Origin of the sequence: Rhizobium zaerense (assembly GCF_051810725.1) — a bacterium.
In the GTDB taxonomy this organism is placed as follows: Bacteria; Pseudomonadota; Alphaproteobacteria; order Rhizobiales; family Rhizobiaceae; genus Rhizobium; species Rhizobium leguminosarum_I.
Window position 1 is genome coordinate 4,045,274 of the sequence record NZ_CM132690.1, and the last position, 24,993, is coordinate 4,070,266.

The following is a 24,993-nucleotide window of genomic DNA, read 5'->3' on the forward strand; positions in this document are numbered from 1 at the left end:
GCGCCCATACATCAACCGGGACCCCTGCCGGGGCTAGGAAATTCTTGGGAGGCCGACATTTCCTGGTAGCTTCGTTTTCGGGATCGACGAGCCAGTTGCGCCAGGTGCCGTCTCTTTAGATACACCGAACAGTGATGGCAGGAGGCCGGCAGCCTTCGCCGGCGGAGTTGAAGGCGCGCCCATCGGCGCGGCGGGAGTTGCGGCAGCCCCCGCCCGCTGCTCCTCATTCTGCTGCCTGATCTCCAGCCCACCCATCAGCGCCTGCGCAAGCCGCGCAGCGCCCTGCCACGGCGATTGCACCGGGCTCGTATCCATGCCCTGCTGCAACATCGCGTAGGCCAGCCGCTTGCGCTGGTCGCTGAGGTCACCCTGTGTCTTGCCGGTATCGCCGCCGAAGATGGTTGGGATCATACGGCTGCCCTTTCGTAATCGACGCGGTCGAAACCGTCTGCGTGTTCGAACACCGCGTCCGGATGGAGCTCGCGCACATCGTCGGACATCAGGCCGATCTGCGTCGGGCCGCCGTCCTTGTAGCGGAAGGCGTAGACCGGCAGGCCGTTATCCAGCGTGCCGACGCGCTTGATGTCTTCCTTCAGCCGCCGGTCGGATTTCGCCCAGCCGCCGAGCAGCGTGCCGCCAAGGCCAAACAGGCCGCCCATCGCGGCGTTCGACTGGGCGAGCTGCTGATTGTAGAGACCCATCTTCTGATTGAAATTCTCATTGATGAGGCCAGCTTGGTCGACCGTCGGCAGTTGCGTCGTCGGCGTGTTGACATAGCTCGGCTGGTGGACCTGCGAGCCCGACATCAGCGCCGAGATCTCGTTCAACGGCTGGTTTCGCTCGGTCAGGATCGAATTCTGCGCATTCGAATACATATCGCCGAGATACTGGTCGGATGCGGCCTGCTTGCGCGTCGAAAAATCGCGCAGCGCATTGTCATAGGCGGCAGAACCCATCGAGATGCCCTTATCGGCCAGGCTCTGGTCGAGGCTCGCCTGATCGCGGTCCCACTGGTTGTTGAAGCCGGACTGCCAGTGATCGTTGACATATTTGTCGACATTGCCGGCGCTGAGGTCGACATTGGTGCCGAGCACACCCGAAATCTTGCCGGTCTGGTCGTTGGCGAGCCTGGCAAGGCCGAGCTGCGTCTGCTGCGTCTGGTCGTAGATCGCCTGGTTCTCGGGCGAATAGGTCTGATAGGCCGAATAGGTCGGCAGCCGATAGGTCTTGCCGTTCTGGTCGGTCATCGTCTGGTAGCCGCTGACCTTGTATTCCAGCGCGCCATCCGGCGTGTATTGGTTGGTGTGGCTGAGCCCCGCATTGGCGATGGCGGTGTCGACGTTGGTGGCCGTCTGCGCCGCTGCGGTCTGTGTCGGATCAGGCGCCTTTGGGGCCTTCGGCGTGGAGACCATAGGGAAAATCCTTTTTCATGATTGCGTAAAGCAGCGCGTCGCAGTCGCCGAAGTAGGCCTGCTGGCGGCCTTCCAGGCGTGCGCCGAGCCTTGCCAGAACGTGCTGGGCTCCGGCATTGTCGGCGCGGGTCCTTGCGGTTGCGCGGCCGCAGCCGAGCTGATGCACGACATAGCGAAAGACCGATCGCATCAGCGTCAGCGTCAGCCGGTCGGCGGCAAGCGAGACCTCGACGTCATGCTCGGTCCAGACGTTGAAGACGAAGCCGGCGATGATCCGGCCGCGGTCGATATGGGCAAGCGTGGTGTAAGGCGGATGAAAGCTCACGCCGATCCTGTTGCCGACCCAGGTCGCGATCTCCTCGCGCGGTTCGGAGACGATCAAATCGGCGCGCCCTTTTCGTAAAGCACCGAGCCGCCGACGACGGCCGCTTCCGAGACGGAGCCGGATGAGCCCGAGATCAGCGCGCAGATCGTCGGCGCCAGGGCCGAACCGGCGCCGCCGGCGGAGGCGAATTTGCGGACGAGCGAAATGCCGGGGAATTTCGCGACACCCCAGACCGCCGTTCCCCACTTCGCCGCCGCATTGTTCTCGATCGAGGAGAGAAGGACTGTCGGAATCTTGGTCTGATAGTCCACCGAGATCCCGGCATACATCAGCGTCGACACCCCGATCTGCGCCGTCACCCCGATCAGCTTCGAGAGCTTGGTCGAGAGGCCGTCGCCATAGCGGCTCCAGGCGCCGACCATCAGCGCGTCGATCGCCACGCCGTTGTCATTGGCCCCGACTTCGGCCTCATAAACCGTGCCGTCGCCAGCCCCGAAGAACAGCCGGTCCTGCCATGTCGCCCAGCAGGAGGCCGGCATGCCGACGAAGCGGCACCAGGCCCCGGTTTCGGTGTTCATCACATATTGATAGGGGCCGAAGGAGGACGGCAGGTTGACGATCGCCATCTGCCGCGCCGGGAAGCTCGAAAGCTGCCACTCCTCAGAGGTCGTGCCGGTCGCCGCAACGGTCTCGCGCCAGGTCGGGCCGATCTTGGCGGTGATCGCGCCGAGGCTGGTGGCGCCGCGATCGAGCTGCACGGCCTTGGTGATCGGCACGATCCCATCCGTCGTCATGATCGCGAGATCGGCGCCGACCGACAGCAGGCATCGATCGGTGCCGAGCGGCCGGCCGAGCTTGAAGGTGCCGATCAGGCCCCAATTGGCAGCACTCGAAGGATCGGACCCTTGAAAGACGATCACTTCGCCTTCCGAGGAGATCAGCACCAGGCATTGCTGCAGGCCTGTCGAAACCGGGATGGTCCAGACGTTGATCGCAATCAGCGTGCCGCCATATTTCATGTCGCCGCCGACCGGCAGCACCGTCGCCGTGCCGCTGACGGCGTCGGTGGCGAGATACCAGACATTGGTCGAGTTCTTTTCGATGAACCAGAGACGCGAGCGATAGGCCGTCACCGCAATCAACGGCGACGCGTCAGGAATGCCCGTGATCATCGTCGAGGGAACGTAGGGTGTCGCGATAGAACCCTTTTCGAGCTGCGCATTGGTGACCGTCCCCGAGACGGTAACGACAAGCGTGCCGGCCGCCGGCGTGAAGGTCAGCGTCACCCGGTTGGCGACGCCCGTTCCGTTCAGCGAGCCGGTGAAGGCGCCGGACAGGGTGACGAAGCCGGTGCCGAAGAAACTCAGCGTATAGGCCGTGTTCCGGACGGCGACGTTCTGGGTGGCGAGCGTTGCGGTACCCACCAGAAAATTATTCGTCCAGGCGGTGCCGTTGAAGAGCAGCGGCGTGTCGAGGCCGTTGACAAGGCGCAAAAACCCCTGGCCGGCCGGGTTGGTATATTGCTGCACCGACCAATGGGCGCTTGCCATGCCGGAGACGACGGGTGCAGCGACGGCGCCGCCCGCTGTCACGTCGAAGATCTTGTCGCCGGCGGCGGCAAACAGCCGGTTGCCGACGCCGGAATAGGGAATGACCGTCTGCACGCCGGCGCCAAGGCCGGTGGCGAAGGCGAGGAAGCCATAACGGGCGCGCACCCGGTTGGCTTCGGGAAAGAAATTGTCGAGCTGGAACGCCGCATCTTCAGGCATATCCGCCATCTCGACATCGGTTCGCCAGCCGCCGATCGGCGCGATCCAGTCTTTGCTGGGCGAAACGCGGCGGGTGCGCCCGTTTTGAGGAACAGGTCTGCGGGTCATGGTTTGGATACCGTGATTGTGCCGGGCCAATAATTCTCGGGCGCCTGGCCCCTGCCCGGCAGCGAGAGGTCGACGGCGCTTGCGGCGCGATCGGCGCCGATCGCGGTTTCCTTGGATCGCTCGAAACTGGCGATCTCCTCGCCATAGTCGAGGCCCTTGGCCCGCTTCCAGCGCCAGATCAGCGAGAGTTCGAGAAGGTCTTCGGGGAAACGGGCGGTATCGGTATCGTTTGCCCAATTGGCGGCATAGGTCGCCTCGCCATTCAGCGCCACCCAGAAGCCGGAAATATACGCATAAGCCATCGTCTCGCCTGCAGCATTCGGGTGGATGTCGAGCTTGCCGCCGGCCATGCGCCAGATCTCAGGCACCGGGTTCGAATTGAGGATGGTGTTGCGCTGCCAGGTCTGCGGCTCCACAGGGCCATTCAGCTGCCAGAGGCGCGAGGCGTTCCAGATCTTCGAATTGGCAGCAAAACGGTCCCAGTCGGCGGGCGGCTCGGCCGGCTCCGGGTTGGCGCCGGTCGTTGCGAATTGCCGCTGCACCATCAGCGCCGACCAGTCATGCTCGCGCATCAGGTCGCGGCCGGCACGGGTGGAGAGGATGCGCAGCTGCATGATCTGCGGATCCGCCGAAGACATGACGGCCGTCGGCGGATCGAGGTCGATTTCCGCGCAGACATTCTGAATGATGGTCAGGAGCGACATGCGCGGATCTCCGGTTCAAAGCAGAGCTGTGGGCGTGGCGAGGAGGGTTGTGCCGCGTGGCCCCCTCATCCGCCCTACGGGCACCTTCTCCCCGCTGGGGAGAAGAGGGAGTCGAGACGTCGCGGCATAACCCCTTCTCCCCAGCGGGGAGAAGGTGGCCCGAAGGGTCGGATGAGGGGGCCGCTTGCTGTGAGGCTTCATCAGGCCGCTTGCCGGCTGCGGCCTTTGCCGTCCTCGCCGTCCTTTTCGAGCGCCTCGAAGCGCAAGGCCATCTCCTTCATCTGCTCCTGCAGCCGCGTCACCTCGTCCTTCAGCCGCTCGTTTTCGGCGGCAAAGGCCGAGGCGGCACTCGAGTTTTCGGCGGTGGCGAGATAGGCCTTGGCGGCGGCGACGAGCTCGTTGGCGCCCATGCCGATCTTCTGCTTGCTGGTATCGGAGAGTGCTGAGAGCTGTTCGACGGTATAGATATTGACCGCCTCCAGCTCCTTGATCTGGCTGGGTTTGAGATAGGGCCATTGCGCCAGCGGCGTGCCGGTCAGCTGTTCGCGGGCGGCAGCGCCTTCCTTGAAACGCTTATAGGCGTCGGAAAAGCGCTGTTTGTCGTTGTCCGTCACCTCGCGATAGACTTCGGTATGTTTGTCGCCGGAGATGAAGATGCGGACGAATTCCTTGTCGGCGAAGATCGGCCGGCCTTCCTTCTCTGTCAGAAAGGTCTGCTCGACCGGTTCGAGGCTGAAGGAGGCATAAATTCCGGTGCTGCTGTCGGGCATGGTGCGTGTCTCGCTGTTGATGGCGGGGAAAGGAAATGGGCGTCGAAGCGCGTGCTGTGATGTCGTGCTGATGGCTGCCCCTCACCCTAGCCCTCTCCCCGTTCTGACGGGGAGAGGGGACCTGCCCTACGCGAGGTTGGTGGGGACGGAGAGGGTGCGGCATATCCCCTTCGCCCCGTTTACGGGGAGAAGGTGCCGGCAGGCGGATGAGGGGCACGCCACGCATAAAGAGGTTAGCCAAACGGGCGCCGAAACGCCCGTTGGTTGACGTGGTTTAGTTCACCTTCGACAGGAACGGACGCATCAGCGTTGCCTCGAGCACGCCTGTCGCGGTGATGGTGATGCCGGTGCCGTTGGCGGTGGCGTTGGCCGAGAGGGTGATGCTCTGGACGATGCCGCTCGGGCTGTAGGTGATGCCCGAGATGGTGGTTCCGCCTGCGATGCCGGTGCCGGAAATGGCCGCACCGATGAACGGGCCGGAACCGGTATTCAGGCCGGAAAGGCTCGTCAGCAGGTTGGAGCCGTTGACCGTGGTTGCCGTGAACGTCTGGTTGGCCGCCGCGAAGTTGACGTTGGCGATGGCCTTGGTGGTTGCCGTGGCCGATGCCGGGGCGCTCGCCTGGCCTGCCGTGGTCGTGGTTTCGGCAACGACGAGGGCCGCCGTTGCGGTTGCCACCTGGGACGGCGCCTGACCATTGCGCTGCAGCCAGACGTAATAGGTGCCTGCTGGAAGGGTGATGGCACCGACCGGGCCGCCGGTCAGTGCCGGAGGCTGGGCAGCACCCGAAAAGACGCCGCAGCGCTGGCCGACGACGGCAGTTGCCGTGGTCAGCAGCGAGGCGACATAATCCCGGGTCCACTGGAACCACTGACCGGGCTGAAGGGTCGTCTGCGAGGCCAGCACCAGCTGGCAATAGACCCATTCGGATTCGCGGTCCCCGCCGGCGACAGCGCCGAGGGAGAAATTCGGGCCCGGGATACCGGAGCCGGAAACGATCGGGCCTTCGACGACGAACGGGTTCGCGCCAAGACGATCGGACTGGATTGAAGCGACCGACATTTGCTTTTCCTTTCGTTGACGATCAGGCGAACAACACGCCCTGCAGGAAGGCGTTGTTCATGGTGAGGTTGCCGGCGAAGCCCATGAGCTGCACGAAGGCATCCTGGTTGGTGTTCATGCGCTCATCGCCGATCGGCGCCATGTCGCGGTCACGGTGCGGGCGGTAGAACAGGCACTTGGTGTTCAGGAAGAACATCTGATTGAGCGGCGCACCGCCGCCGAAGCCGCCGTCGAAGATCACATCGGCGCCCATGTACTGCAGCGACTGGAAGCCGGCCATGCCCTTGTCCGCCGAGGTGATGCGCTGGATTGCCTGCAGCGATTCCCAGTAAAGGCGGAAGAAGTTGTTGTCGGCGACGACAAGATCAGGCGCGTCGGAGCCGCGAACGCAGGACATATAGAGCCGGTTCATGTAGCTCTGGATGTTGGCGTTCGAGGCGGCGGCACCGCCATCGGCCGAGGCCGAGAATTTCTGGTTGCGCCAGAAACCCCAGGTGGCGCGCGAGATGCCGCCGACGGTGCCTGATGTCGGCGAGGTCGAGATCAGCAACTGCAACCCGCCGATCTGACGCCCGCCATCGGCCGTTCCGTCGGAATAGCAGTCGAGCGCGATGTTGTTCTTCAGCGTCGTTTCGGCGTTCTCGATGCGCTGCTCGAGCAGATCGAGGATCGCATCCTCGCCTGAGTTCTGTAGCTGTTCGAGGCCCGACATGGAGACGGCGACCGCCGCCTGCTTGAGGTCGTATTCGGCAGCCGTGATGACGTCGGAGGGCTGCACATTCAAAATATCGTAGCCGGAATAGCGCTTGAAGCTGCCATTTTCTTGATATTGTAGTTCCTGGACGATGGTGCGGCCGCCGGAGATGGGCTTCTTGCGGCCGCGGCTGTTCAGGCGGGTGAGAAGACCGTTGTTCTTCGTCACGTCGTCGGCGACCGTGCCGCTGCGGTTGCGCAGCGTCGTGGTCACGATTTCAGAAAGGTTGGGCGAGATGGGCATTGATCATTCCTTTGATCAGACTTGACCGCGCGAAAAGCGCATGGCGTCGCGCAGCGAGTCTCGGATTGAGGTGGGCTGGCCTCTTGCCGCATCGCGGGTCGGGCCCGGCGCGGAAGAACCAGAGATGGATCGCGAGGCGCGGCGGGCTTGATCTGCCGCTGCTGCCTTCTGGGCTTGCTGTTCTCGGGCGGGTGCCTGCGCAGTCTGGCTGATCAACTGCCGGCGAATGTCCGGGCGCATCCAGCATGCGGCGTCGTAGGCGTCCTGAAGCGACGATGCCCGCCCTGCATTGATAAGAGCGATCATGTCGTCAAGCACGTCATCGGCATGCGCGTTTGCCGGGTCGGAAAGAAAGGCATCGACTTGAGTTTCAGTGTCCCTTTTCCGCAAAACATGTTCGACCGTCGCCTCGACGTTGATGGGTCGAGGCTGCGGTCCTCCTTGCTGTAGTCCGGGCTGTAGTCCAGCCTGCTGCGCATTGCGCTGCAGGACCTGTTCCGTCTGGCCATTGACCAGGGCGTGAAGATTGACCCCGGCCATCCTGGCGACGTGAACGACGGTGTTGACGGGATCGTGGATCAGCGCCTTTTCCCAGTCGATCGCCCGGCGCATGACATCGGCATGGGTCATGCCGGCCTGGCGGATGAGCGGCGTGAACTCCTCGAGCCCCTTGTAATCCTGCAGGACGCGGAAGCCGTTGTCGACCTCCTGCTCCCGCTTGGTAATGGCCGCCTGCACTTCGCCTGGAAGGGTCGCGAATTGCGCCTTGGCTTCCGCCGACCAGCCGGGCGGAACCCGACTGCCGATGCCTGCCGGCTGTTCCCGGGTCTGCATCTGGGTCTGTGCCTGGGGTGTCTGCTGAGCGGCGTTTGCCGCGGGCGCCTGCCCTGCCCTTGCCGCTGCGGCTTGCTCCTGTCCCTTGGCCAGGAAGCGGCCGTTTTCCCCGTCGCGCGGCTGGCCGGCGATATCGCCCGGTCCATTGCCTTCGACGGTGTCGATCGCCGCCTTCAGGCTGTCGCGGATGCTGGCTGGCCTGTCATTCAGGGGCCTCTCGTCGAACGCGCCAAAATCTTCGCTGCCGTTGCCGGCCTCGTTCAGGTCTTCCATATCCATGTCGGAAACTTCCTTTGTCGGGGATTGATGCCCGTAAAAACAAAAGGTTAGAGCGTTTTGTTCTAAAGCATGTCGCGCAAAAGTGTGCAGCGGTTTTGCGCTAACGACATGCTTGAAAACAAGGACCTAAAGCGCGAGGAGCAATCTGAAAGATTGCGACGCGCTTTAGGTGTTGTATTCGGCGTAGACCCGCCGCAATTCGTTTCGGATCGCCTTTCGATCGGTCTTCGGCTTCTCGATCGGCTGCGGCTTTTCGTTGCCGATCTCGACCACGCCGGCCGCCCGGTAAGCGGAGCGCAGCTTGGCTTTCGAGGTGTAATGCCTGCCGTCATGCATCGACTGGATATCGATGCTGTCGCTGACGAAATGCGGCGCCGGCAGATCCGATTGCGCGGGGTTCGCAGCCGGCATGCAGTTGCGCGGCCACTCGTCGAGCTGGTGCCAGCCGCCGCAGACGCGGCAATAGCGTTCTCTCATGCTTCAACCCCAATCATTGATAGGCAGGCTGCTGCGCCTGGAACTGCTGCAAGGCCTGCGCCGCTGCCTCGCCGCGCGCCTGCTCCACCACGGCGCGATGCTCGATCTCGGCTTGCGCCACACCGAGTTCGGCTTTCCGCTGTTCCGCGCCCGCCTTCACTTCAGCCGTTTTCAGCTTGATCATCTGCTCGGCCCGCGGCTCCGGCGGTTGCTTCGGCGCGGTTGCGGCCTCGGAGAGCTGGGCGCCGACCTGCTCCAGCGTGCTTTCGAGCTGGCGCCCGGCCCTGAAGCCGCGGGCGGCAAAGAGCAGCGTCTCGACCATGACGGGCACCAGCATCGGGTTCTGCTGCGCCATGGCGCCCGCCTGCTGCAGGAAGCCGCCGATCATCTGCACGAATTCCATCCGGCGCTGCTTTTCGGCGTCCTCGTCGGGCTCGATCGTCGAATCCGTTTCGATATCGATCTGGAAGCCGCGAATGCTGTCATTACGCAGGAGCTGCACGACCTCGTCGATTGTCGGCTGCTGCATCATCTGCTCAAGTTGCGGCGGCATCTGCGGCGGCGGTGGTGCGGGTTGCCCCATCTGCTCGGCGCGCGCCGCTGCCTGCTGGGCGGCCATCTGCATCTGCTGCATCTGCATTTGGACCTGCTGCTTCTCGGCCATGCTCGGCAGCTTGATGCCGCTCACCAGCATCAGCGTTTCCGGCTGGAACTGGTCGCAGATGATTTCGCCGGCAAGGCGGATGATGTCGCGGGCGAAGCGGGCAAGCTCGGCCTGGCGGTCGCGGATGCGGATCGAGCCCCACTGGCTCTTGATCCGCTGCGCCGTTGCCGTCTCCGACGCCTGGGTATCGCCGCGGACGATGTCGGAAATGCCGGTGATCTGGTAGACGTCCTCGATCAGCTGCTTGCGGGCCTGGATGCAGGCGATGATCACCTTCTGCACTTCGTCGATCGGCAGCGTTACGATGGCCTTGGATCCACCCTTGTCGGTGAAGGCAGCCCATTCCGGGATCGGCACCATCACCGTATCGTTTTCCGGCCGCATCGCCTTCTCGATCGCCGGCGAGATCGCGCCGTCGCCGGAGGGATAGAACACCTTCAGGCGCAACTGGTCGGTCAGCTTGTTGACGCGCTTCGTCAGCAGATCGATCTCGTCACACTGCTGCTGATAATAGACATAGTCGGGAACCGGGATCAGCGAGCTGGTCGACATCGTGCCGTAGGCCGGGCGCGGGCAAGGCCAGAAATGGCTGAGATCGAGCGGCGGCTCCGACACTTCGAGCGCCACCGGCGCGCCATCGGCGATCCAGACGGTATAGTTTTCGCTCTTGCACCAGATCTCCCAGACATGGGTCTTGCCTTCGTTTTCGGCGCGCTCCGTCTGGTTGCTGCCCTTGTTGCTGCCGGCAGCCTGAGCTGAGAGCGATGTCATGGCATTCGGGCCGAAGCGCTTCTCCATCTCCTCGTCGGTCATCGGCACGCGGCGCGCCACCCATGTCACATCCTTCCAGCGGCGGGCCGGCGAATGCAGGAAATCCGACCAGTGCACATAATCGATGCAGACACGCTCGTCGCTGATGACCTCGGGCGGGGCTCCGCCATCTTCGCCCACGCCGTCGCCGGACAAGCCGCCCAGGAAGCCGTTGGGGAGACCCTCGGGGAAGCCACCATTCGCCGGCGGGTCGGAAGGCTGGACGCCCATGTCGAGCGGCTCGAAATCGGCCTCATAGCGCAGCCACACGGTGCCGCGGGCGCAGAGCAGGAAATCGTCGCGCACCGCCCGCATGATCGAATCGATATCGGCTTCGTCGCCCATATAGGCAAGGTTGCGTTCGACGAGTTCGGAGGCCATGCGCGCCACCGGCTGCGCGTCCTTGAAGCGGCGCTCGACGACGGGCTGCGGCACACGGGCATAGACGGCCGGCTGCAGCACCGAGGTGTTGGCCCAAAGCAGCGGAAACCTTCGCTTGGCCGCATTCGGCTGGTCGGACTGCTGGTCGAGATAAATCTTCTCGATCTTGACGCAGCGGTCATGCCAGGAGCGGAAATAACGCTGGGCGCGCTCGAGCTCCTGCTGCCAGCGGGCGCCGACCTTTGCCAGGTCCCATTGCTGCCCGCCCGCCAAAGCCGTTGTTTCGTCTTCCATCAAACACGCTCGCTATATGCAGGGGTTGCTGCGACGAAGTCGTTGAACGTCGTCGTCTGTAACGTCGGCAGTCGCCTGGGTTCCGGCTTCAGCGGCTCTGGAGCGAGACCGGTGAAGATGATCGCCAGACCGCCGAAAGCGTCGGCACCGTGCGAGGCCCAGTTGTGCAGTGGTTCGTCGCGGAAGACGCTCAGATCCTCGTCCCAGTCCTTGCGGTAGTTCCGCAGGCATTTGATGCCCTGGATGCAGCCGGCCTGATCGAACTCGATCTTCGCCAGAATGCGCCTGGTGCCGTTGATCCGGTCATGGACATAGGCGCGCTCGATCTTGCGAACGGTGCCGAGACCGCGGGCCTTGACCTCTCTCAGCATGACTTCGATGCGGGTCATGCCGCCGCGCGTCCACTCCCTGACCTTGATGTCATGCGGCATGTTGTGGACGCCATAGACATAGCCATGTTCGGCGCCGCGCCGCTCCAGCTCGTCGAGCATGCCGTCCATGCCGGTGCCGGTATGCTCGAAATAGCCGATCATCCGAACACGGCCGGGCAGCACCTGAAACAGCCAGACACTGTTGGTATCGTCCATGCCGATGTCGGAGATGGTGTGGACGGGATAACCGTCGACATGCGGGAAGACCCCGATGCGCTCTTCGGCGTCGGCCACGGCCATCTGATCGGCGTAATAGGCGCCCTCGACGCTCGCTTCGAAAGCTTCGGCCGGCGTCGAGGGATATTCGCGCTTCATGTCGCCGAGCTGGGTTTCGGCCTTCTTGACGTACCAGGCCTTCTGCCAGTCCGTCAGCGCGATGCCCTGGTCGGCCAGGTTGCCGAAATACTTTGCCAAAGCATCGGTGATGATGACGCCTTCAGGCGCGATCGCATATTGCGGCTCCTTCCACCAGGGGAAGAAATGGAACTTGAAGTCCAGTTCGGTCAGTTTCGCCGCCTGGCGCTGCTTGACCTGGCCATCTTCGCAGAGCGTGTAGAAATGCCCTTCCTGGCCTTCCGCCGTGCTTTCGACGAAGACCAGCTGGCCGGCTTGCACCGTATTCAAAGCGCCGGTGCGAACTTCCCTCGCCTTGTCGGGATATTTCGCGCAAAGCTTTCCATATTCGGAGATATGCAGATATTGCAGCGTTCCCGAGCGCAGCGAGGTGCCGACACGGATGCTCGAATTGTTGCCCAGCAGCAGCTCGGTCTGGTTGGCCCTGACAACAGGCACGGCGTTGCGGATACCGTCGGGCAGATTGTCATAGGGGTATTTGATCTTGTCCCGGAAGATTGTCTGCACGTCGCCCAGCGTATGGGCGATCGTGCCGGCGCGGATATCCCGGTTGAAGACGCAGGCATCGAGCATGAAGATCTGAATGAAGGTCGTCAGACCCAGCTGGCGGGCCTTCAGCAGCACATTGAGGTAATGCATCTCTTCGAAAAACGTCATCTGCGTCCAGTTCATCTCGAACCTGACGCGTTTGCCCGATTTGTCGGTGATCCAATAGAGGTTGTTCAGACGCCAGCGCCAGTCGGAAAACTGGTCAACCGCCGTTTGGAAGTCCGCGCGTCTTGCCATTGATATCTTCCAGCAACTGCGAAACCTCGCCTGTCACGATGCCACGGTCGGGCTCGACCTTGGAACCGTATTTCTTCGGCCTCAGCTTCTCGGCGACCCACTGACGGGTGGCGATACGGAGCTGCGAACGCCTTATGGCCTCGCCATTCTCCTGCCAGCCGGTGGTCTCGCCGCTCGCATTCTTCTTTTCGATCCAGTCGTCTGCACGGTCATCGGCAATCTCGACCATCTCGTCGACGAAGCCATCCGCCTGGATCTCGCGCGCCAGGGCGTATTTGGCTCGAAACGCCGCCTTATTGTCATCGGCGAGCCAGGAGAGCACACTCGACATCGCCGGCATCCCTTCATCCCGGCAGATCGACCGCAGGCTTTCCCTGTCGGCAATGCGCTCGCAAATCCTGTCGGCAATCGCCTGGGTGAACTTGATCGGTCTGCCCATATGGCCCGCCTTCTGGACGGTTCTAGAACAGTGCGACGATGTTGGAGGCCGTGGTCCCGGTCAGCGCCACGATGGCGGCATGAACCGGCAGGATCGTCCCGGCCGGCACGTTTCTGAAGATGACCGGATCCACGTCCCGACGCGGCGCAATGGCAACATCGCCCGTCGTGCCGATATAAAGCGCACGCGCACCGACAATAGCACTATCGTTCGGCGTCACCACTGCGGCCCGCGAGGCCGGAGCAATCGAAGGGTCCATTACAGTTCTCCTTTGAAGAGGCGAGCGCTACCCGGCCCGATCCCGATGTGATCGAAGATGGGAGGTCAGGCGAAAGAGGATGGGCGATCAATGATGATCTGGGGAAGCTGGCCCGACCGTGACAGACATATCGGTCGGAGGGCGGCGCCGACATGATCGACATCACCTTCTGGATTCAAATTTCGCAGCTTGGATTTACGGTAGTCTTAACTGATTTGCCGGGGGGTGATCAACGGCTAATCGTGAGTCTTGCGTCAGTTTCGAATCAAAACTGCCCGACCAAGCGGGCGCCAGAAATACCATCCGCTCTCCGGCGAGTTTGGCAAAAAGCGCTCCCCACCCTCCGTCATCCTCGGCCTTGAGCCGAGGATCTATGCCCGCTGCTGTTGGAGGCCAAGGTGGATCCTCGGGTCAAGCCCGAGGATGACGGAGCAAGGGGTGAGCTCAGTGGCAAATCCATGGTGGTGGCTCAGTGACACTGTTGGCTTGGTCTTCATGGCATTGGGCGGCCCGACTTGGGTCGACATCACCTCTGAATTCAAATCTCGCAGCTTGGATTTACGGTAGTCATAAATGATCCGCCAGGGGGTGATCAAGTGGTTTTGATTGAGGTTATTCGTCGGTTTGAAATCGCCCGATCGGCAGACCCCTCACCGCTTTTCGAGCCTACAGCTCCGGCGTACAATGAGCAGGCTGTTGAACAAACGGTGGAGAAGTTCAGTGAGAACCACGAGACTTTTTCTTTGCCTCGTCGCTTTTCTCAGCGCCACGCTCGCTGGAAACCCAGCTGATGCCGACGAAATGGTTCGCTTCGAAAGCGCGCCCGTCAAGCTCAGCCCGTTTCGAATCCGCAAGGCCAATGAACAGGGAGAGAGCCTCCCTCAGCCGCAAGGCACCCCCCTGCTCGGATATGTGTCCCGCCCTCAGGGTGATGGTCCCTTCCCGGCGGTCGTCGTGCTACATGGATGCGAGGGTATGCGTTTGAGCGTCAAAGACCTTTGGCCGAAGCGGCTGGTCTCATGGGGTTACGTCGTGCTCGTCGTCGATAGCTTCACCACCCGCAATATCAAGGACACGTGCCAAAGCACTCTGCCCGATCGCGTCTTCGACGCCTATGGCGCTTTGAATTTTTTATCGAAACAAAGCTTTGTCGATATCAGGCGCGTTGCCTTGATGGGCTTTTCAGCGGGCGGCACGGCGACGCTGGAGGGAACAAAAATCGAAGGCAACGAACAGCTCATGGACCGAAAATTCCGGGCAGCGGTTGCCTACTATCCCCTCTGTGCGGCAAGTCAGGGCGATGCGACAGTGCCGACCCTGATCTTGAGTGGGGACCGGGACAATTGGAGCCCGGCCGACCGATGCCGGAAGAGGCTTGCCGGTCTGAGTGACAATAGCCCGCCCATCGAGCTCAATATCTACAAAGGTACCTACCACGATTTCGATGCCCCGGAGTTTAAGGTGGGGCGGCGGGTGTTTGGCCACATCGAAAAATACAATCCAGACGCTGCCGAAAAATCGATCAGCAGCGTTCACGCATTCCTTCAGAAGTACCTCTCGAACTAACGCGCGAGCTCGATGCGTGCCGTCTGTCTGATGCCGGCCTCGCCGCCCGTGTCGTCCGCGAAGATGTCATCACGCGCGGCGGCGGCCTGCTGGTTGTGCGCCCGTTCGTCCCGATATCAAATGGTGCTCGGCCGCGCGGAGGTGGTGGATTGGCTGGCGGAAGACATAAACTCTTCGGCGGTGGGCAGTTTTCCCTGTGGAGTCAGGTCGTCGACGGCCTTGGGAAGATCGCGGCTCAGCCGATCGAGAATCTGCTGATGTGAAAGGCCGGTATTCGAAGCAATCTCGTTCAGAACGTCCGGGCCCAGTGCTTCGGCGAGTTGGCCGTCATTGATGTCGGCATTCTGGCCGGGCTGTACCCATGAGTCGATCTTGTCACCGTGTCCGTTCTGCTGAAACGTCTTCAGGAGATCGCCCAGACCGCCGCTGACGATGCCGCCGGATGTCAGCCCGCCGAGCAGGCCGCCGAGACCGCCCGAACCACCCAGTCCGCCAAGGAGGCCCCCAAGCCCACCCGGCTGCTGGTTTCCCGCGCCAGACTGCTGAGGGTTCTGGATGCCCCGCAGCAGCTCCCCGATCTTGTCCCTGTTCTGGTAGCCGGCAACGGCAAGGACGGCGAGAAGCGCCTTCAATTGACCGCTCATCATGATGAATCCTCCAATGGTGCTTCAACGATGCAGGCGGCCCAAAGCAGCGCGCTGCATGGGCAGCAATGTTCGGATTGCCCAAAGGTTCCGCGCCGGCTGCATTCGGTCGACGATCGCGAAGGCCGGCCGACTTATTGCTCACGCCGCGGCTCAGATTTCCGGGCAGCCTCGCTGGTTGGCGAAGGTCATTCGCTCCGGTCCCCGGCGCGTCATCCCCTGGACAACGATGCTGCGGGGAGACATGCGTATGATCTGCGCCCTGCGAAGTCCTTCGCTGCGTGCGATGTCGAGAGCATCGTCCGGATCGCAGCCTCGCCGTCCGCGCCGGTCATATCGGTCATATCGGTCAGGGTCGCGATCACGATCGTAGACGCCCAGTCCGCCGGGGCCGACACGCAACTCCAAGTCCTGCGCCGCGGCGATCGTCGGCGCGATTGTCAGCCCGCTTATCGCGGCCAAGCCGACCAGGACAAACTGAAGAGATTGATGCATAACTTCCTCCCACGGTGCTATCACCATTGGAGTAGCAACATCGGCATGCGCGTTTTGTTCCTCATGGCACGAGGGCGTTGGATCATTCCGTAAGAACAGCCGAACGCGCCGCCACCTGAGCGGCGTAGCGACCGGGCGTCGATCAAACAAATTAGTCTTGACTCATCAATTAGCATGCGCTATTGATTTCTCCATGACCGAAGCCGTTTCCATCACCGCCGTCATGCGCGCGCTTGCCGATCCCACACGGCGGGCCGTGTTTGAGCAGATCGTCAACGCCGATGAGATCACCGTCGTCGAACTGACGCGGGCAAGCCGCGTCACGCAGGGCGCGGTTTCGCAGCACCTCAAGGCCCTGAAACAGGCGGGCCTCGTCACTGAGCGCCCCGAAGGGCGGAAGGTCTATTACCGCGCCGAGCCGGAAGGCCTGGAACCGCTTGTCGACTGGATGAGCCATTACGGCCTCTTCTGGCGCGAACGTTTTGCCAATCTCAGAACATTGCTGAAGGAAATCGATCCATGAGCGACGCCGCATTGAAGCATGACACGCAGGAGATCGTGGTTGACGAGGTTTTCCCGCATCGGCCGGAGACGCTCTGGAAAACGCTGACCACGGCCGATCTGATGGGCCGCTGGCTGATGATGCCGGCGGGCTTCGAGCCGGTGGAAGGCAAACGCTTCACCTACCAGACGACGCCGGCCGGCGCCTGGGACGGCACCATCCACTGCCGGGTGCTGGAGGTGAAGCCGAACGAGCGTCTCACCTATGCCTGGGAGGGCGGGCATGAGGGAAATGTCGGCTACGGCTCTCCGCTCGACACCGTCGTCACCTTCATCCTGTCCGAGGTCGAGGCCGGCACGCGGCTTCGTCTCATCCATTCCGGCTTCATCCTGCCCAGGAATGAAACGGCCTTCCAAAAGATGGGCGAAGGCTGGAAGAAGGTCGTGAAGAACATCGGCGCCGTCACCGACGCGAAGAATTGAAACGACCGAACGCGGTCGCCAGTACAGCATTTCATCAGGAGAGAGACATGAGCAAGCCTTACACCGGCGGATGCGCCTGCGGTGCGATCCACTATGAAATTTCAGCCGAGCCGATTGCGATGAACGACTGCCAATGCCGCGACTGTCAGGCTTCAAGCGGCACCGGGCACGGATCCTATCTGACTTTCCCGAGCCGGCAGGCGGTGAAGCTGGAGGGCCAGGCGACGCATTGGCAGATGGTCGCCGACAACGGCAACGTCAAGACGCGCGGCTTCTGCCCCGCCTGCGGCGCACCCGTCTACATGACCTTCTCCTACATGCCTGACTTCTTCACCATTCATGCCGCCAGCCTCGACGAGCCCGGCCGGTACCAGCCGCAGATGGTGACCTACACCGCGCGCGGCCTTGCCTGGGACAGGGTCGATCCGGCGGCGCAGACATTCGAAGGAATGCCGTCGATGTGACGCTCCTGCATAAATCCGGTGCAATCGCCCGTAGATCGTCATGTGCAGTGAACAAGACGCTCACACGAGTTGACGCAGGCGGTGCCAGGAGAGTTCAATTTCCGGCATGGTGAAAAGGCGCCGTGCAACAGCACGGCGCCGGTGCATCACGCGCGCGTCATGCGGCGATGGAGGGATAGTCGGTATAGCCTTCGGCGCCGCCGCCATAGATGGTCGCCGGGTTCACCTCCGTCAGCGGAGCAGCGGTCTTCAGTCTCTCGACGAGATCAGGATTGGCGATGAATGGCCGGCCGAACGAGAAGAGATCCGCCGCGCCCTCCGTCAATCGCAACGTTGCGCGGTCGAGGTCGTAGCCGTTATTGGCGATGTAGGTGTTTGCGAACTTGGCCCTGAGCTCGGCGTAGTCAAAGGCAGCAGACTCATTCGGCCCGCCGCGCCCTGCTTCGACGACATGGAGATAGGCAATCCCCATCTGGCCAAGCTTTTCGGCGATATAGTTGAATTGCGCCTGCGGATCGCTCGAGGTGATGCTGTTGACCGGCGAAATCCGCACCCCCGTGCGCTCCGCGCCGACCTCGGCAGCCACGGCGGCAGCGACTTCCAATATCATCCGGGCGCGATGTTCGACCGAGCCGCCATAGGCGTCGGTGCGGCTGTTGGAGCCGTCCTTGGCAAACTGTTCCAGCAGATAACCGTTGGCGCCATGGACTTCGACGCCATCGAAGCCCGCGGCAATCGCGTTGGCGGCGGCGCGGCGGAAATCGGCGATGATCGTCTGGATCTCATCCAGTTTGAGCGCGCGAGGTTCGGACACGTCGACGAAGGCATTGTTCACGAAGACCTTGGTCTCGGCCTTGATGGCCGATGGCGCGACCGGCGCCTGCGCATTCGGCTGCAGATCGACATGCGAAATACGACCGACATGCCAGAGCTGCAGGAAAATGTGTCCGCCTTTGGCATGCACCGCGTCGGTGACTTTCCGCCAGCCGTCGATCTGGGCTTGCGTATAAATTCCCGGTGTATCCTGGTAGCCCTGCCCTTCCTGCGAAATCTGCGCGCCCTCCGAGATGATCAGGCCGGCTGTCGCCCGCTGGGCATAATATGTCGCGGCGATATTGCCCGGCACGAAGCCGGCGCCGGCTCTGTTGCGGGTCAAGGGCGCCATCACGATCCGGTTCGCCAGCGTCAGCTTGCCGAGTTTGTAGGGTTCAAAAATTGCGTTGTCCGTCATTGCGTTTCTTTCGTCTGATTTCATGGATCTCTGCCAGGCCTCGGAGTTTCGCGCCGAAACCCGGCACAGGCCGGCCTTGCGACACAGCCTGTGTTTGTGACAGCGCGTTTCTTCGGGAAGCGCTAGGAGGCGGCGCGATAGCGCTCTGCAGGCTCAGCCTGCGAAAAGCCCGGGATCATCACCTGGCGCGCGGCCTGATAGGCATCCCATTGGGCGGCATCGTGCAGCGGCGGGATGGTGATGGGCTCGCGCTTGTCGAAGCCTGCCAGGGCGGCGTCCACGAGTTCGCCCACTTCCATCACGCCGGAGAGCGTGTTGACGTCGATGCCGGAAAGCTCCCAGATCTCCGTGCGCGTTGCCGCCGGCAGGACCGCCTGAACGTAGACGCCTTTGGGACCGAGTTCGAGGCTGAGCCCCTGGGAAAGAAAGGTCACGAAGGCCTTGGTGGCGCCGTAGACGGTCATTCCGAATTCCGGGACGAGCCCGACGACCGAGGAGACGTTGACGATGGCGCCCGAGCCCGCTTCGACGAAGCGTGGCGCAACGGCGCTGGAAAGGCGGGCAACCGCCGTCGCGTTGAGCGCGATCAGCTGGGCGATATCATTGACGGGCTGATTGACGAACGTGCCTTCGAGGCTGGTGCCGGCATTGTTGACGAGAATTCCGATCCGATGGTCGTCGCGCAGACGGGCTTCCACCGCAGCAAGCTCATCGGATTTGGTGACATCGGCCTGCAGGATGTCGATCGTTACGCCGGTTTCTTCGCGAAGTCGCGCCGAGAGAGCATCCAGCCTTGCCTTATTGCGCGCAACCAGTACGAGATTGTGCCCACGGCGGGCGAAACGGTCTGCATATGTCGCTCCAATGCCCGAGGAGGCGCCGGTGATGAGGACGGTGGGAGTGTCAGTCATTGTCTTGTTCTCTTTCGAATGAGCGTTATATAATTATGATGACGATCCTAATTACTGATTTAAAGTGATGGCTATCATAAAAAAGTCAATGGCAGAGAGGGAGAAATCTCAACATGAAAATCAGCCGTGAGCAGATGGCCGAAAACCGCCTAAGGATCCTGGAAGTCGCAAGCCGGCTGTTTCGGGAAAAAGGATTCGAGGCCGTCGGCGTTGCCGAGGTGATGAAGGCTGCGGGCCTGACGCATGGCAGCTTCTACGGTCATTTCAGCTCGAAGGACGACCTGATCGTCCAGGCGCTCGCGCATGCGCTTGGCCAGCGCAATGGCGCGTCACTCCCGCTTGGCGCCTACATGGAAGAGTATCTGTCGCCGCACCATCGCGACAACAGGGCCGGTGGCTGCCCGATTTCCGGACTTGCCGCCGACACGCTGCGCCAGACGCCTGAGGCCCGCGCGGCGGTGACGGAGGGTGTGCGGGCGCAGATCGACTGGATGAGTGAGAAGGTCGAAGGGCCGGACGCCGACCGCCGACGCCGGGCAATCGCCAACTGGTCGGCGATGGTCGGGGCAACGATCCTCGCTCGCGTCATCGTCGATCCCGCCCTGTCCAAGGAAATATTGACGGAGACGCTGGCCTGGATCGATGACGGAGCCGACCGACAGGCTTCGGCACCGGCAAAAGCCAAATGAGGAACCGCGACGGCCAGCGGCCGCGTCGCGCCGCAGCTATCATCCCATCGCCGGATCCCAGATCCTCGATGCCGACCCACTATAGGTGAGCAGCCGTCGGCTGAGCGTCCTGCCCCAGCAGCTTTTTGTCGTTGTTGACGCGCTTTAGTCTCGATCGTAGCTCGGCCGCCAGCCGCGGGTCATGCCGCCGCCCATGGCGCCTTCTGCCAATATCAACTGCCGGCGCAAATGGCGGACGTCCTCCAGCAGCGTGCCGATTGCGGCCCGCATATCGCCATTGTGATAGGCGACCACCTCGGCAAGCTCATTTTCGACCGGCGGTGACGATGTTTCGGCTTCCATGGCGGCGCTCAAGGGAAGATCCCGGCCATTTTGAGCTTGCCGCAGAAGCTCGCTATGGCTTTCGCGACGCCCTCACCGCAGGGAAACTTGAACGGTCGCGTGGCTTCCTGGGTCAGAATCGGCTCGCCGGTTGCGGCGTCACGGCCGGTCACATGCATCGTCAGCAGGATACCGCAGGCCTCGCCGGCGGCCTCGTCGATCGCCATCTGGACATCGCCCAGATAGGCATCGCTGGGGATGTCGATCATGAAGGCCGTGAAATATCTCACACCGCGGCTCCCCGCCACCGCCTTGGCCAGGCTTGCATGCACCTCGGAGACCCCAATCTCCTTCTCCGGCGGCCACATCACATCACTTACAGGCCACGCATCATCTTCCACGGCTTCGCCGATCGGCTGCTCACGCATATCCGCTCTCCATATCTTCGGTTTTCAGATGGCGGCCGCCGCGCCGATGTTCTTATTATGTTCTGATACCGAAGAGAGTCAAGACGGGTGTTTTGCTGTGAGCAAGCTTTCAGTGCAACCGCCGGAGCGTGGTGCATGATCAAAAGATCTGCACCCGCTCCGGCCCTATCTTACGGGTCCGCAGGACGGGTCGAGACGAGTGACTCGACCTTGGTAGGTTAGGGTGAGGGGCAGCCATTGGCGCGAACCGAACCATGTTTGCCTCGAGCCGGCTTGATGCGAGGCTGATCCGGGCGTAATCCAGAACGCAGCCACCCTCTCCTTCGACACCAATTTGAAACGACCCCATGGCGCACTCTCTCAACACTGCCCTATCGCCCGCCGGCGGCCCCAACCAGCCGAAACTTGATACGGACGACATCTGGCAGGCCCGCGTCGAACTGGCGGCCTGCTTCCGGATGGCGGCAAGGCTCGGCATGGAGGAAGGGATCTGCAACCATTTCTCGGCCGTCGTTCCGGGCTATGACGACCTGTTCATCGTCAACCCTTACGGCTACGCATTTGCCGAACTGACGGCCTCGATGTTGTTGATCTGCGACTTTCACGGCAATGTCGTGTCAGGCAGCGGGCAGCCCGAGGCCACCGCTTTTTACATCCACGCCAGGATTCACAAGAACGTCCCGCGCGCCAAGGCGGCGTTCCATACCCATATGCCTTATGCCACCGCCCTTTCCATGACCGAGGGCGATCCCCTGATCTTTGCCGGGCAGACCGCCTTGAAATTCTATGGACGCACGGCCGTCGACCGCAACTATAACGGCCTGGCGCTCGACACGCGCGAGGGCGATCGGATTGCGGCTGCGATCGGCGATGCCGACATCGTCTTCATGAAGCACCACGGCGTGATGGTCTGTGCACCGAATATCGCCGAGGCCTGGGACGACCTCTATTACCTCGAGCGCGCCTGCGAAGTGCAGACGCTCGCCCTGTCCACCGGGCGTGACGTCCTTGCCGTCGCGCCTGAGATTGCGGAGGCGGCGTACCGGCAAATGCGCGAAGGAGACCCGGAGTCGGCCCGGCTCCATCTGGAGTCGGTGAAGCGCGCGCTCGATCGCAGCGAGCCGGAATACAGGCGCTGAGCCGCAGACCGTAGTTTAGGCGTGCGCCGGTCGCCAATGCGGATAGGTGACATAGGCGGTGAGCGCGCCTTCGTCATGCGAGCGGATGGTCACCGCTTCGCCCTTGGGCATGTAGACGATCTCGCCTGGCCCGGCGGTAACTGTTCCCAAATCCGTCGAGACCGATAGCCGCCCTTCCAGAACGATCATGACGTCGTCGACTTCAATCGTCTCGGTGAGGCTCTGGCCGGGCGCGTAGCGTCCATAGCCGATGGTGATCGGCCCGCCCTGCCGCTCGTCGACCAGATTGCCGACGAAGATGTCCGCCTGCTGCCCGGGAGAACGCTCCAACGCCACATCGGTAACCGTGAACTTACGGATTTTCATCGTCTTCCTCCATTGCCGCGTGCAGAGGTAGCGCGGAAATCCCGCACGCCAAGAGCGCTCGTCTATCAATGCCGAACATGCCGATGACTGCTTTGCGGGCTGCGATGGCGCTCATGATTGCGACCGCGAGTTCTTCAGTGATTTAGCAAAAATACAACCATACGTATTTGCTTTTGGTTTATATTCGGCTGTTAGTGATCGCGTTTGTAGCAATTTCTTTGCGCCGCAACCACAAGCACGGATACCGGGAAGGCAGGTTTTGTATGTTGCCTCGTTTCATTGTTGACCGATCTGGTAACTTCGGAATCATGACGGCGCTGCTCGTCGTCCCGCTGTTCGGGGCGGCGGGTACAGCCATTGATTTTGGCAGCGCCCTGTCGCTTCGCACCGAACTCTATGCCGCTGCGGACGCGGCGGCGGTCGGATCCATTACGCCGAATTCACAAGCGGCAACGCAAGCAAACACAATGTCCGGCGATGGGTCGCTGACGCTCGGAAAATCCGAAGCCCAGAAGATCTTCTTTTCGCAGATGTCTAAAGAACATGGCGACGTGCCCGTCACCGTCGACATCAGCGTTCAAAAAAGGGGCGGTGTTCTCAGCTCGACCGTATCCTTTAACGCGACGATGCCCACGAGCTTCATGCAGGTGATGGGATTTCATCAGATCACCGTTTCCGGGACGGCAACGGCCCAGTATGAGACGCCGTCCTATATGGATTTCTTCATGCTGTTGGATAACACTCCATCAATGGGCGTTGGGGCCACCGCTGCTGACATAACCGCCATGAAAAATGCGACAGCAAGCGGCCACGATGGCGGCAAAGATAAAAACTGCGCATTCGCATGCCATATCGTTTCTGAAAAGGGCGTCGAGGATAAGAAAAGCTATTACAATGTCGCACGCAATAATGGCGTGACCATCCGTATCGACGTGGTCGCCGCTGCCGTCAAAGCCTTGATGGCTAAGGCAAAGGACACGCAGTCCATGGCAAGCCAATTCAGGGTCGCTGCCTATACGTTCGGCAAGACTGCCCAGGACGCCAAAGCCGCAAAGCTCTTCAAGGTCTCCGACCTGGACTATGATCTTAGCGCCGTAGCAGTCGCGACGGACATGATAAATCTTATGAGCATTCCTTATCAGAACTACTACAGCGACCAGCAGACGAGCTTTGACGAAGCGCTGAAAGGGATCGAAAGCGAAATCAAGGGCAACGTCGGCAAGGGCACCAGCAATGCCGATCGCCAGAAGATCGTATTTTTCGTGGCTGACGGTGTTGGGGATAGCTATAAGCCGGCCGGCTGCACTAGCCCGAAAGGGGTAAACGGCGGACGATGCATCGAACCGATCGACACGACTTATTGCCAGAAGCTCAAAGATCGCGGCATCAAAGTCGCCGTCCTTTATACGACCTATCTGCCCCTGCCCGACAACGACTTCTACAAGGATTGGGTAAAGCCCTTCGAGACCAAGATCGCCGCGAAAATGGAAGAATGCGCAACCCCCGGCTTCTATTTCGCGGTTAGTCCCACCGAAGGTATTGAACAGGCCATGGAGGCCTTGTTCCTGAAGATCGTCAGCGCGCCTCGGATAACCAGCTAGGCCCGGGAGCTATGCCTAACCGTGATCGTCACCCGGTTCGCCGAGGTGGCGCTGGACCCACTTGATCTCATTCGATGCCGTGCGCCCGAAATGCCGTTTGAAATCGCGGCTGAACTGCGCCGGGCTTGCGTAGCCGACCGACGCCGCCACCTCGGCGATCGTTCTCGTCCGGCGGGCGATCATCAATCTTGCTTCGTGAAGGCGCATCGCCTTGACGTATTGCATCGGACTGTTGCCGGTCAGAGCCTTGAAATGGACATGGTAGGAGGGAACGCTCATGCCCACCTCTCTTGCCAGATCGGTGATCGCGATCTCCGAGCCATAGTTTTTCCGCAGCCAGGCCAGGCTCCGAATGATCTTTCCGGATCTGCCTTTCTGCTGAAGGGCCGCGATCATTGCACCGCCTTGCGGACCGACCAGGACCCGGTAGTGCAGTTCGCGCAGAATGCCGGCGCCAAGCACATCCGCCTCGACGCTGCTGCCGAGTGCCGTCAGCAGGCGCAGCAGCACATCCTCTATATCGCCGGACATCCTGCTCGACACGAGACTTCTCGGCTCGTCGCCTGGCAGTTCGGCATGTTTTCCCACTTGCAATGCGATCTCGGCCGCCATCTGCATATCGAACTCGACATAGACCGCAAGCAATGGCCGCTCGGGACTGGCGGTCGACATCATCCGGAATGGAACAGGCAGCGACACCGCCAGATAATGCTCCTCATCATAGAGGAAGACTTCGCCTTCGAGGATGCCCTGCTTGCTGCCCTGCAGGACGAAAACCGCGCCCGGTCTATAGAGCACCGGGATGTCGTGGAGCACGGCTTCGGTGCGCAGGATGCGGACGGAGCTAAGCGCCGTCGGATTGTATCCGTGACGCGGGGCGAGACGTCCGGCCAGCGCGACCATCTCCCCTCGCCTGGATGGGCCGCGATCACCTTGCATAGGATTTGGCAACATATTCAGACAATCCGCCATCGAAGCACGGGGTTCTTCATACTATTTGT

The 24,993-nt window shown here is 61.7% G+C and carries 30 protein-coding genes and 1 pseudogene; 7 read left to right on the forward strand and 24 right to left on the reverse strand.

The annotated features are described in order from the left end of the window. Nucleotides 1-33 precede the first annotated feature (33 nt). The 15 genes and pseudogenes from ACS4RR_RS19855 to ACS4RR_RS19925 all read right to left on the reverse strand — a co-directional run bounded on the left by ACS4RR_RS19855 (nt 34) and on the right by ACS4RR_RS19925 (nt 13,153). On the reverse strand, nt 34-411 hold the full coding sequence (locus ACS4RR_RS19855; RefSeq protein ID WP_456189192.1) for a hypothetical protein: 378 nt from the start codon (nt 409-411) through the stop codon (nt 34-36). Continuing rightward, nucleotides 408-1,412: a tail fiber domain-containing protein gene (locus ACS4RR_RS19860; RefSeq protein WP_456189193.1), complete on the reverse strand. Its 1,005-nt coding sequence runs from the start codon at nt 1,410-1,412 to the stop codon at nt 408-410. Before ACS4RR_RS19860 ends, ACS4RR_RS19855 begins: the two co-directional genes overlap by 4 nt. Further along, nucleotides 1,378-1,794 (reverse strand): GNAT family N-acetyltransferase, encoded by a 417-nt coding sequence (locus ACS4RR_RS19865; protein WP_222386112.1) that lies wholly within the window; start codon nt 1,792-1,794, stop codon nt 1,378-1,380. The genes ACS4RR_RS19860 and ACS4RR_RS19865 overlap by 35 nt, the downstream gene beginning before the upstream one ends. Then, nucleotides 1,791-3,614 (reverse strand): hypothetical protein, encoded by a 1,824-nt coding sequence (locus tag ACS4RR_RS19870; protein WP_456189194.1) that lies wholly within the window; start codon nt 3,612-3,614, stop codon nt 1,791-1,793. The genes ACS4RR_RS19865 and ACS4RR_RS19870 overlap by 4 nt, the downstream gene beginning before the upstream one ends. Then, on the reverse strand, nt 3,611-4,318 hold the full coding sequence (locus tag ACS4RR_RS19875) for a phage adaptor protein (RefSeq protein ID WP_456189195.1): 708 nt from the start codon (nt 4,316-4,318) through the stop codon (nt 3,611-3,613). Before ACS4RR_RS19875 ends, ACS4RR_RS19870 begins: the two co-directional genes overlap by 4 nt. Nucleotides 4,319-4,376: 58 nt before the next feature. After that, nucleotides 4,377-4,499, reverse strand: a pseudogene (locus ACS4RR_RS19880) (endonuclease domain-containing protein); the annotation flags it as partial. Nucleotides 4,500-4,518: 19 nt separating this feature from the next. Next, a complete protein-coding gene (locus tag ACS4RR_RS19885; RefSeq protein WP_456189196.1) occupies nt 4,519-5,088 on the reverse strand; it encodes a hypothetical protein in 570 nt (189 codons plus the stop codon). A 274-nt stretch (nt 5,089-5,362) separates the two neighbouring features. Further along, nucleotides 5,363-6,148 carry a hypothetical protein gene (locus tag ACS4RR_RS19890; RefSeq protein WP_456189197.1) on the reverse strand — a complete coding sequence of 262 codons (786 nt, stop codon included), beginning with the start codon at nt 6,146-6,148 and terminating at the stop codon, nt 5,363-5,365. A 22-nt stretch (nt 6,149-6,170) separates the two neighbouring features. Then, nucleotides 6,171-7,145: a phage major capsid protein gene (locus ACS4RR_RS19895; protein WP_456189198.1), complete on the reverse strand. Its 975-nt coding sequence runs from the start codon at nt 7,143-7,145 to the stop codon at nt 6,171-6,173. Between the two features lie 15 nt (nt 7,146-7,160). After that, nucleotides 7,161-8,258, reverse strand: a complete 1,098-nt coding sequence (locus tag ACS4RR_RS19900) for a hypothetical protein (RefSeq protein WP_456189199.1) — start codon at nt 8,256-8,258, stop codon at nt 7,161-7,163. A gap of 165 nt (nt 8,259-8,423) precedes the next feature. After that, complete coding sequence (locus ACS4RR_RS19905; protein WP_456189200.1) at nt 8,424-8,735, reverse strand: hypothetical protein; 312 nt, start codon at nt 8,733-8,735, stop codon at nt 8,424-8,426. 13 nt (nt 8,736-8,748) lie between these two features. Continuing rightward, nucleotides 8,749-10,884 (reverse strand): hypothetical protein, encoded by a 2,136-nt coding sequence (locus ACS4RR_RS19910; RefSeq protein ID WP_456189201.1) that lies wholly within the window; start codon nt 10,882-10,884, stop codon nt 8,749-8,751. Next, nucleotides 10,884-12,455 (reverse strand): terminase, encoded by a 1,572-nt coding sequence (locus ACS4RR_RS19915; RefSeq protein WP_456189202.1) that lies wholly within the window; start codon nt 12,453-12,455, stop codon nt 10,884-10,886. Before ACS4RR_RS19915 ends, ACS4RR_RS19910 begins: the two co-directional genes overlap by 1 nt. Further along, nucleotides 12,421-12,894 carry a terminase small subunit-like protein gene (locus ACS4RR_RS19920; protein ID WP_222387383.1) on the reverse strand — a complete coding sequence of 158 codons (474 nt, stop codon included), beginning with the start codon at nt 12,892-12,894 and terminating at the stop codon, nt 12,421-12,423. Before ACS4RR_RS19920 ends, ACS4RR_RS19915 begins: the two co-directional genes overlap by 35 nt. Before the next feature lie 22 nt (nt 12,895-12,916). Continuing rightward, nucleotides 12,917-13,153 carry a spike base protein, RCAP_Rcc01079 family gene (locus ACS4RR_RS19925; protein ID WP_162119072.1) on the reverse strand — a complete coding sequence of 79 codons (237 nt, stop codon included), beginning with the start codon at nt 13,151-13,153 and terminating at the stop codon, nt 12,917-12,919. A 684-nt stretch (nt 13,154-13,837) separates the two neighbouring features. On the opposite strand from ACS4RR_RS19925, the gene ACS4RR_RS19930 reads away from it, so the two are divergent. Then, a complete protein-coding gene (locus ACS4RR_RS19930; RefSeq protein WP_456189203.1) occupies nt 13,838-14,719 on the forward strand; it encodes a dienelactone hydrolase family protein in 882 nt (293 codons plus the stop codon). Between the two features lie 116 nt (nt 14,720-14,835). Here ACS4RR_RS19930 and ACS4RR_RS19935 read toward each other — a convergent pair whose 3' ends face one another. Further along, nucleotides 14,836-15,366 carry a YidB family protein gene (locus ACS4RR_RS19935; RefSeq protein WP_456189204.1) on the reverse strand — a complete coding sequence of 177 codons (531 nt, stop codon included), beginning with the start codon at nt 15,364-15,366 and terminating at the stop codon, nt 14,836-14,838. 150 nt (nt 15,367-15,516) lie between these two features. Continuing rightward, a complete protein-coding gene (locus ACS4RR_RS19940; protein ID WP_170257786.1) occupies nt 15,517-15,858 on the reverse strand; it encodes a hypothetical protein in 342 nt (113 codons plus the stop codon). A gap of 193 nt (nt 15,859-16,051) precedes the next feature. Here ACS4RR_RS19940 and ACS4RR_RS19945 point away from each other — a divergent pair, with 193 nt between their 5' ends. From ACS4RR_RS19945 to ACS4RR_RS19955, 3 genes are read left to right on the forward strand one after another with little or no spacing between them, the layout of a single operon-like run. Beyond that, nucleotides 16,052-16,381: an ArsR/SmtB family transcription factor gene (locus ACS4RR_RS19945; RefSeq protein WP_456189205.1), complete on the forward strand. Its 330-nt coding sequence runs from the start codon at nt 16,052-16,054 to the stop codon at nt 16,379-16,381. Continuing rightward, nucleotides 16,378-16,842 carry an SRPBCC family protein gene (locus ACS4RR_RS19950; protein ID WP_222387387.1) on the forward strand — a complete coding sequence of 155 codons (465 nt, stop codon included), beginning with the start codon at nt 16,378-16,380 and terminating at the stop codon, nt 16,840-16,842. Before ACS4RR_RS19945 ends, ACS4RR_RS19950 begins: the two co-directional genes overlap by 4 nt. A 47-nt stretch (nt 16,843-16,889) precedes the next feature. Beyond that, complete coding sequence (locus ACS4RR_RS19955) at nt 16,890-17,306, forward strand: GFA family protein (RefSeq protein ID WP_456189206.1); 417 nt, start codon at nt 16,890-16,892, stop codon at nt 17,304-17,306. 157 nt (nt 17,307-17,463) lie between these two features. On the opposite strand, the gene ACS4RR_RS19960 is transcribed toward ACS4RR_RS19955, so the two are convergent. Both ACS4RR_RS19960 and ACS4RR_RS19965 read right to left on the reverse strand, forming a co-directional pair. Beyond that, the gene (locus ACS4RR_RS19960; RefSeq protein WP_456189207.1) at nt 17,464-18,537 is read right to left on the reverse strand and encodes an alkene reductase; all 1,074 of its coding nucleotides are present in this window, start codon (nt 18,535-18,537) and stop codon (nt 17,464-17,466) included. Between the two features lie 122 nt (nt 18,538-18,659). Further along, nucleotides 18,660-19,448: an SDR family NAD(P)-dependent oxidoreductase gene (locus tag ACS4RR_RS19965; protein ID WP_222387390.1), complete on the reverse strand. Its 789-nt coding sequence runs from the start codon at nt 19,446-19,448 to the stop codon at nt 18,660-18,662. Nucleotides 19,449-19,561: 113 nt separating this feature from the next. Here ACS4RR_RS19965 and ACS4RR_RS19970 point away from each other — a divergent pair, with 113 nt between their 5' ends. After that, nucleotides 19,562-20,137, forward strand: coding sequence for a TetR/AcrR family transcriptional regulator (locus tag ACS4RR_RS19970; RefSeq protein ID WP_456189208.1), 576 nt, complete (start codon nt 19,562-19,564; stop codon nt 20,135-20,137). 144 nt (nt 20,138-20,281) lie between these two features. Here the strand turns inward: ACS4RR_RS19970 and ACS4RR_RS19975 are convergent, their stop codons facing one another. Continuing rightward, nucleotides 20,282-20,479: a hypothetical protein gene (locus tag ACS4RR_RS19975; protein ID WP_442177686.1), complete on the reverse strand. Its 198-nt coding sequence runs from the start codon at nt 20,477-20,479 to the stop codon at nt 20,282-20,284. Nucleotides 20,480-20,487: 8 nt separating this feature from the next. Beyond that, nucleotides 20,488-20,886, reverse strand: a complete 399-nt coding sequence (locus tag ACS4RR_RS19980; RefSeq protein ID WP_456189209.1) for a hypothetical protein — start codon at nt 20,884-20,886, stop codon at nt 20,488-20,490. Nucleotides 20,887-21,233: 347 nt separating this feature from the next. Between ACS4RR_RS19980 and ACS4RR_RS19985 the strand changes: the two genes are divergently transcribed. Beyond that, on the forward strand, nt 21,234-22,025 hold the full coding sequence (locus ACS4RR_RS19985; protein WP_456189210.1) for an aldolase: 792 nt from the start codon (nt 21,234-21,236) through the stop codon (nt 22,023-22,025). 15 nt (nt 22,026-22,040) lie between these two features. On the opposite strand, the gene ACS4RR_RS19990 is transcribed toward ACS4RR_RS19985, so the two are convergent. After that, nucleotides 22,041-22,391: a EutQ-related cupin domain-containing protein gene (locus ACS4RR_RS19990; protein ID WP_456189211.1), complete on the reverse strand. Its 351-nt coding sequence runs from the start codon at nt 22,389-22,391 to the stop codon at nt 22,041-22,043. Then, the gene (locus ACS4RR_RS19995; protein WP_456189212.1) at nt 22,378-22,506 is read right to left on the reverse strand and encodes a hypothetical protein; all 129 of its coding nucleotides are present in this window, start codon (nt 22,504-22,506) and stop codon (nt 22,378-22,380) included. The genes ACS4RR_RS19990 and ACS4RR_RS19995 overlap by 14 nt, the downstream gene beginning before the upstream one ends. Before the next feature lie 148 nt (nt 22,507-22,654). On the opposite strand from ACS4RR_RS19995, the gene ACS4RR_RS20000 reads away from it, so the two are divergent. Next, the gene (locus tag ACS4RR_RS20000; RefSeq protein WP_456189213.1) at nt 22,655-23,992 is read left to right on the forward strand and encodes a TadE/TadG family type IV pilus assembly protein; all 1,338 of its coding nucleotides are present in this window, start codon (nt 22,655-22,657) and stop codon (nt 23,990-23,992) included. 15 nt (nt 23,993-24,007) lie between these two features. On the opposite strand, the gene ACS4RR_RS20005 is transcribed toward ACS4RR_RS20000, so the two are convergent. Further along, the gene (locus ACS4RR_RS20005; protein ID WP_456189214.1) at nt 24,008-24,946 is read right to left on the reverse strand and encodes an AraC family transcriptional regulator; all 939 of its coding nucleotides are present in this window, start codon (nt 24,944-24,946) and stop codon (nt 24,008-24,010) included. Nucleotides 24,947-24,993 lie beyond the last annotated feature (47 nt).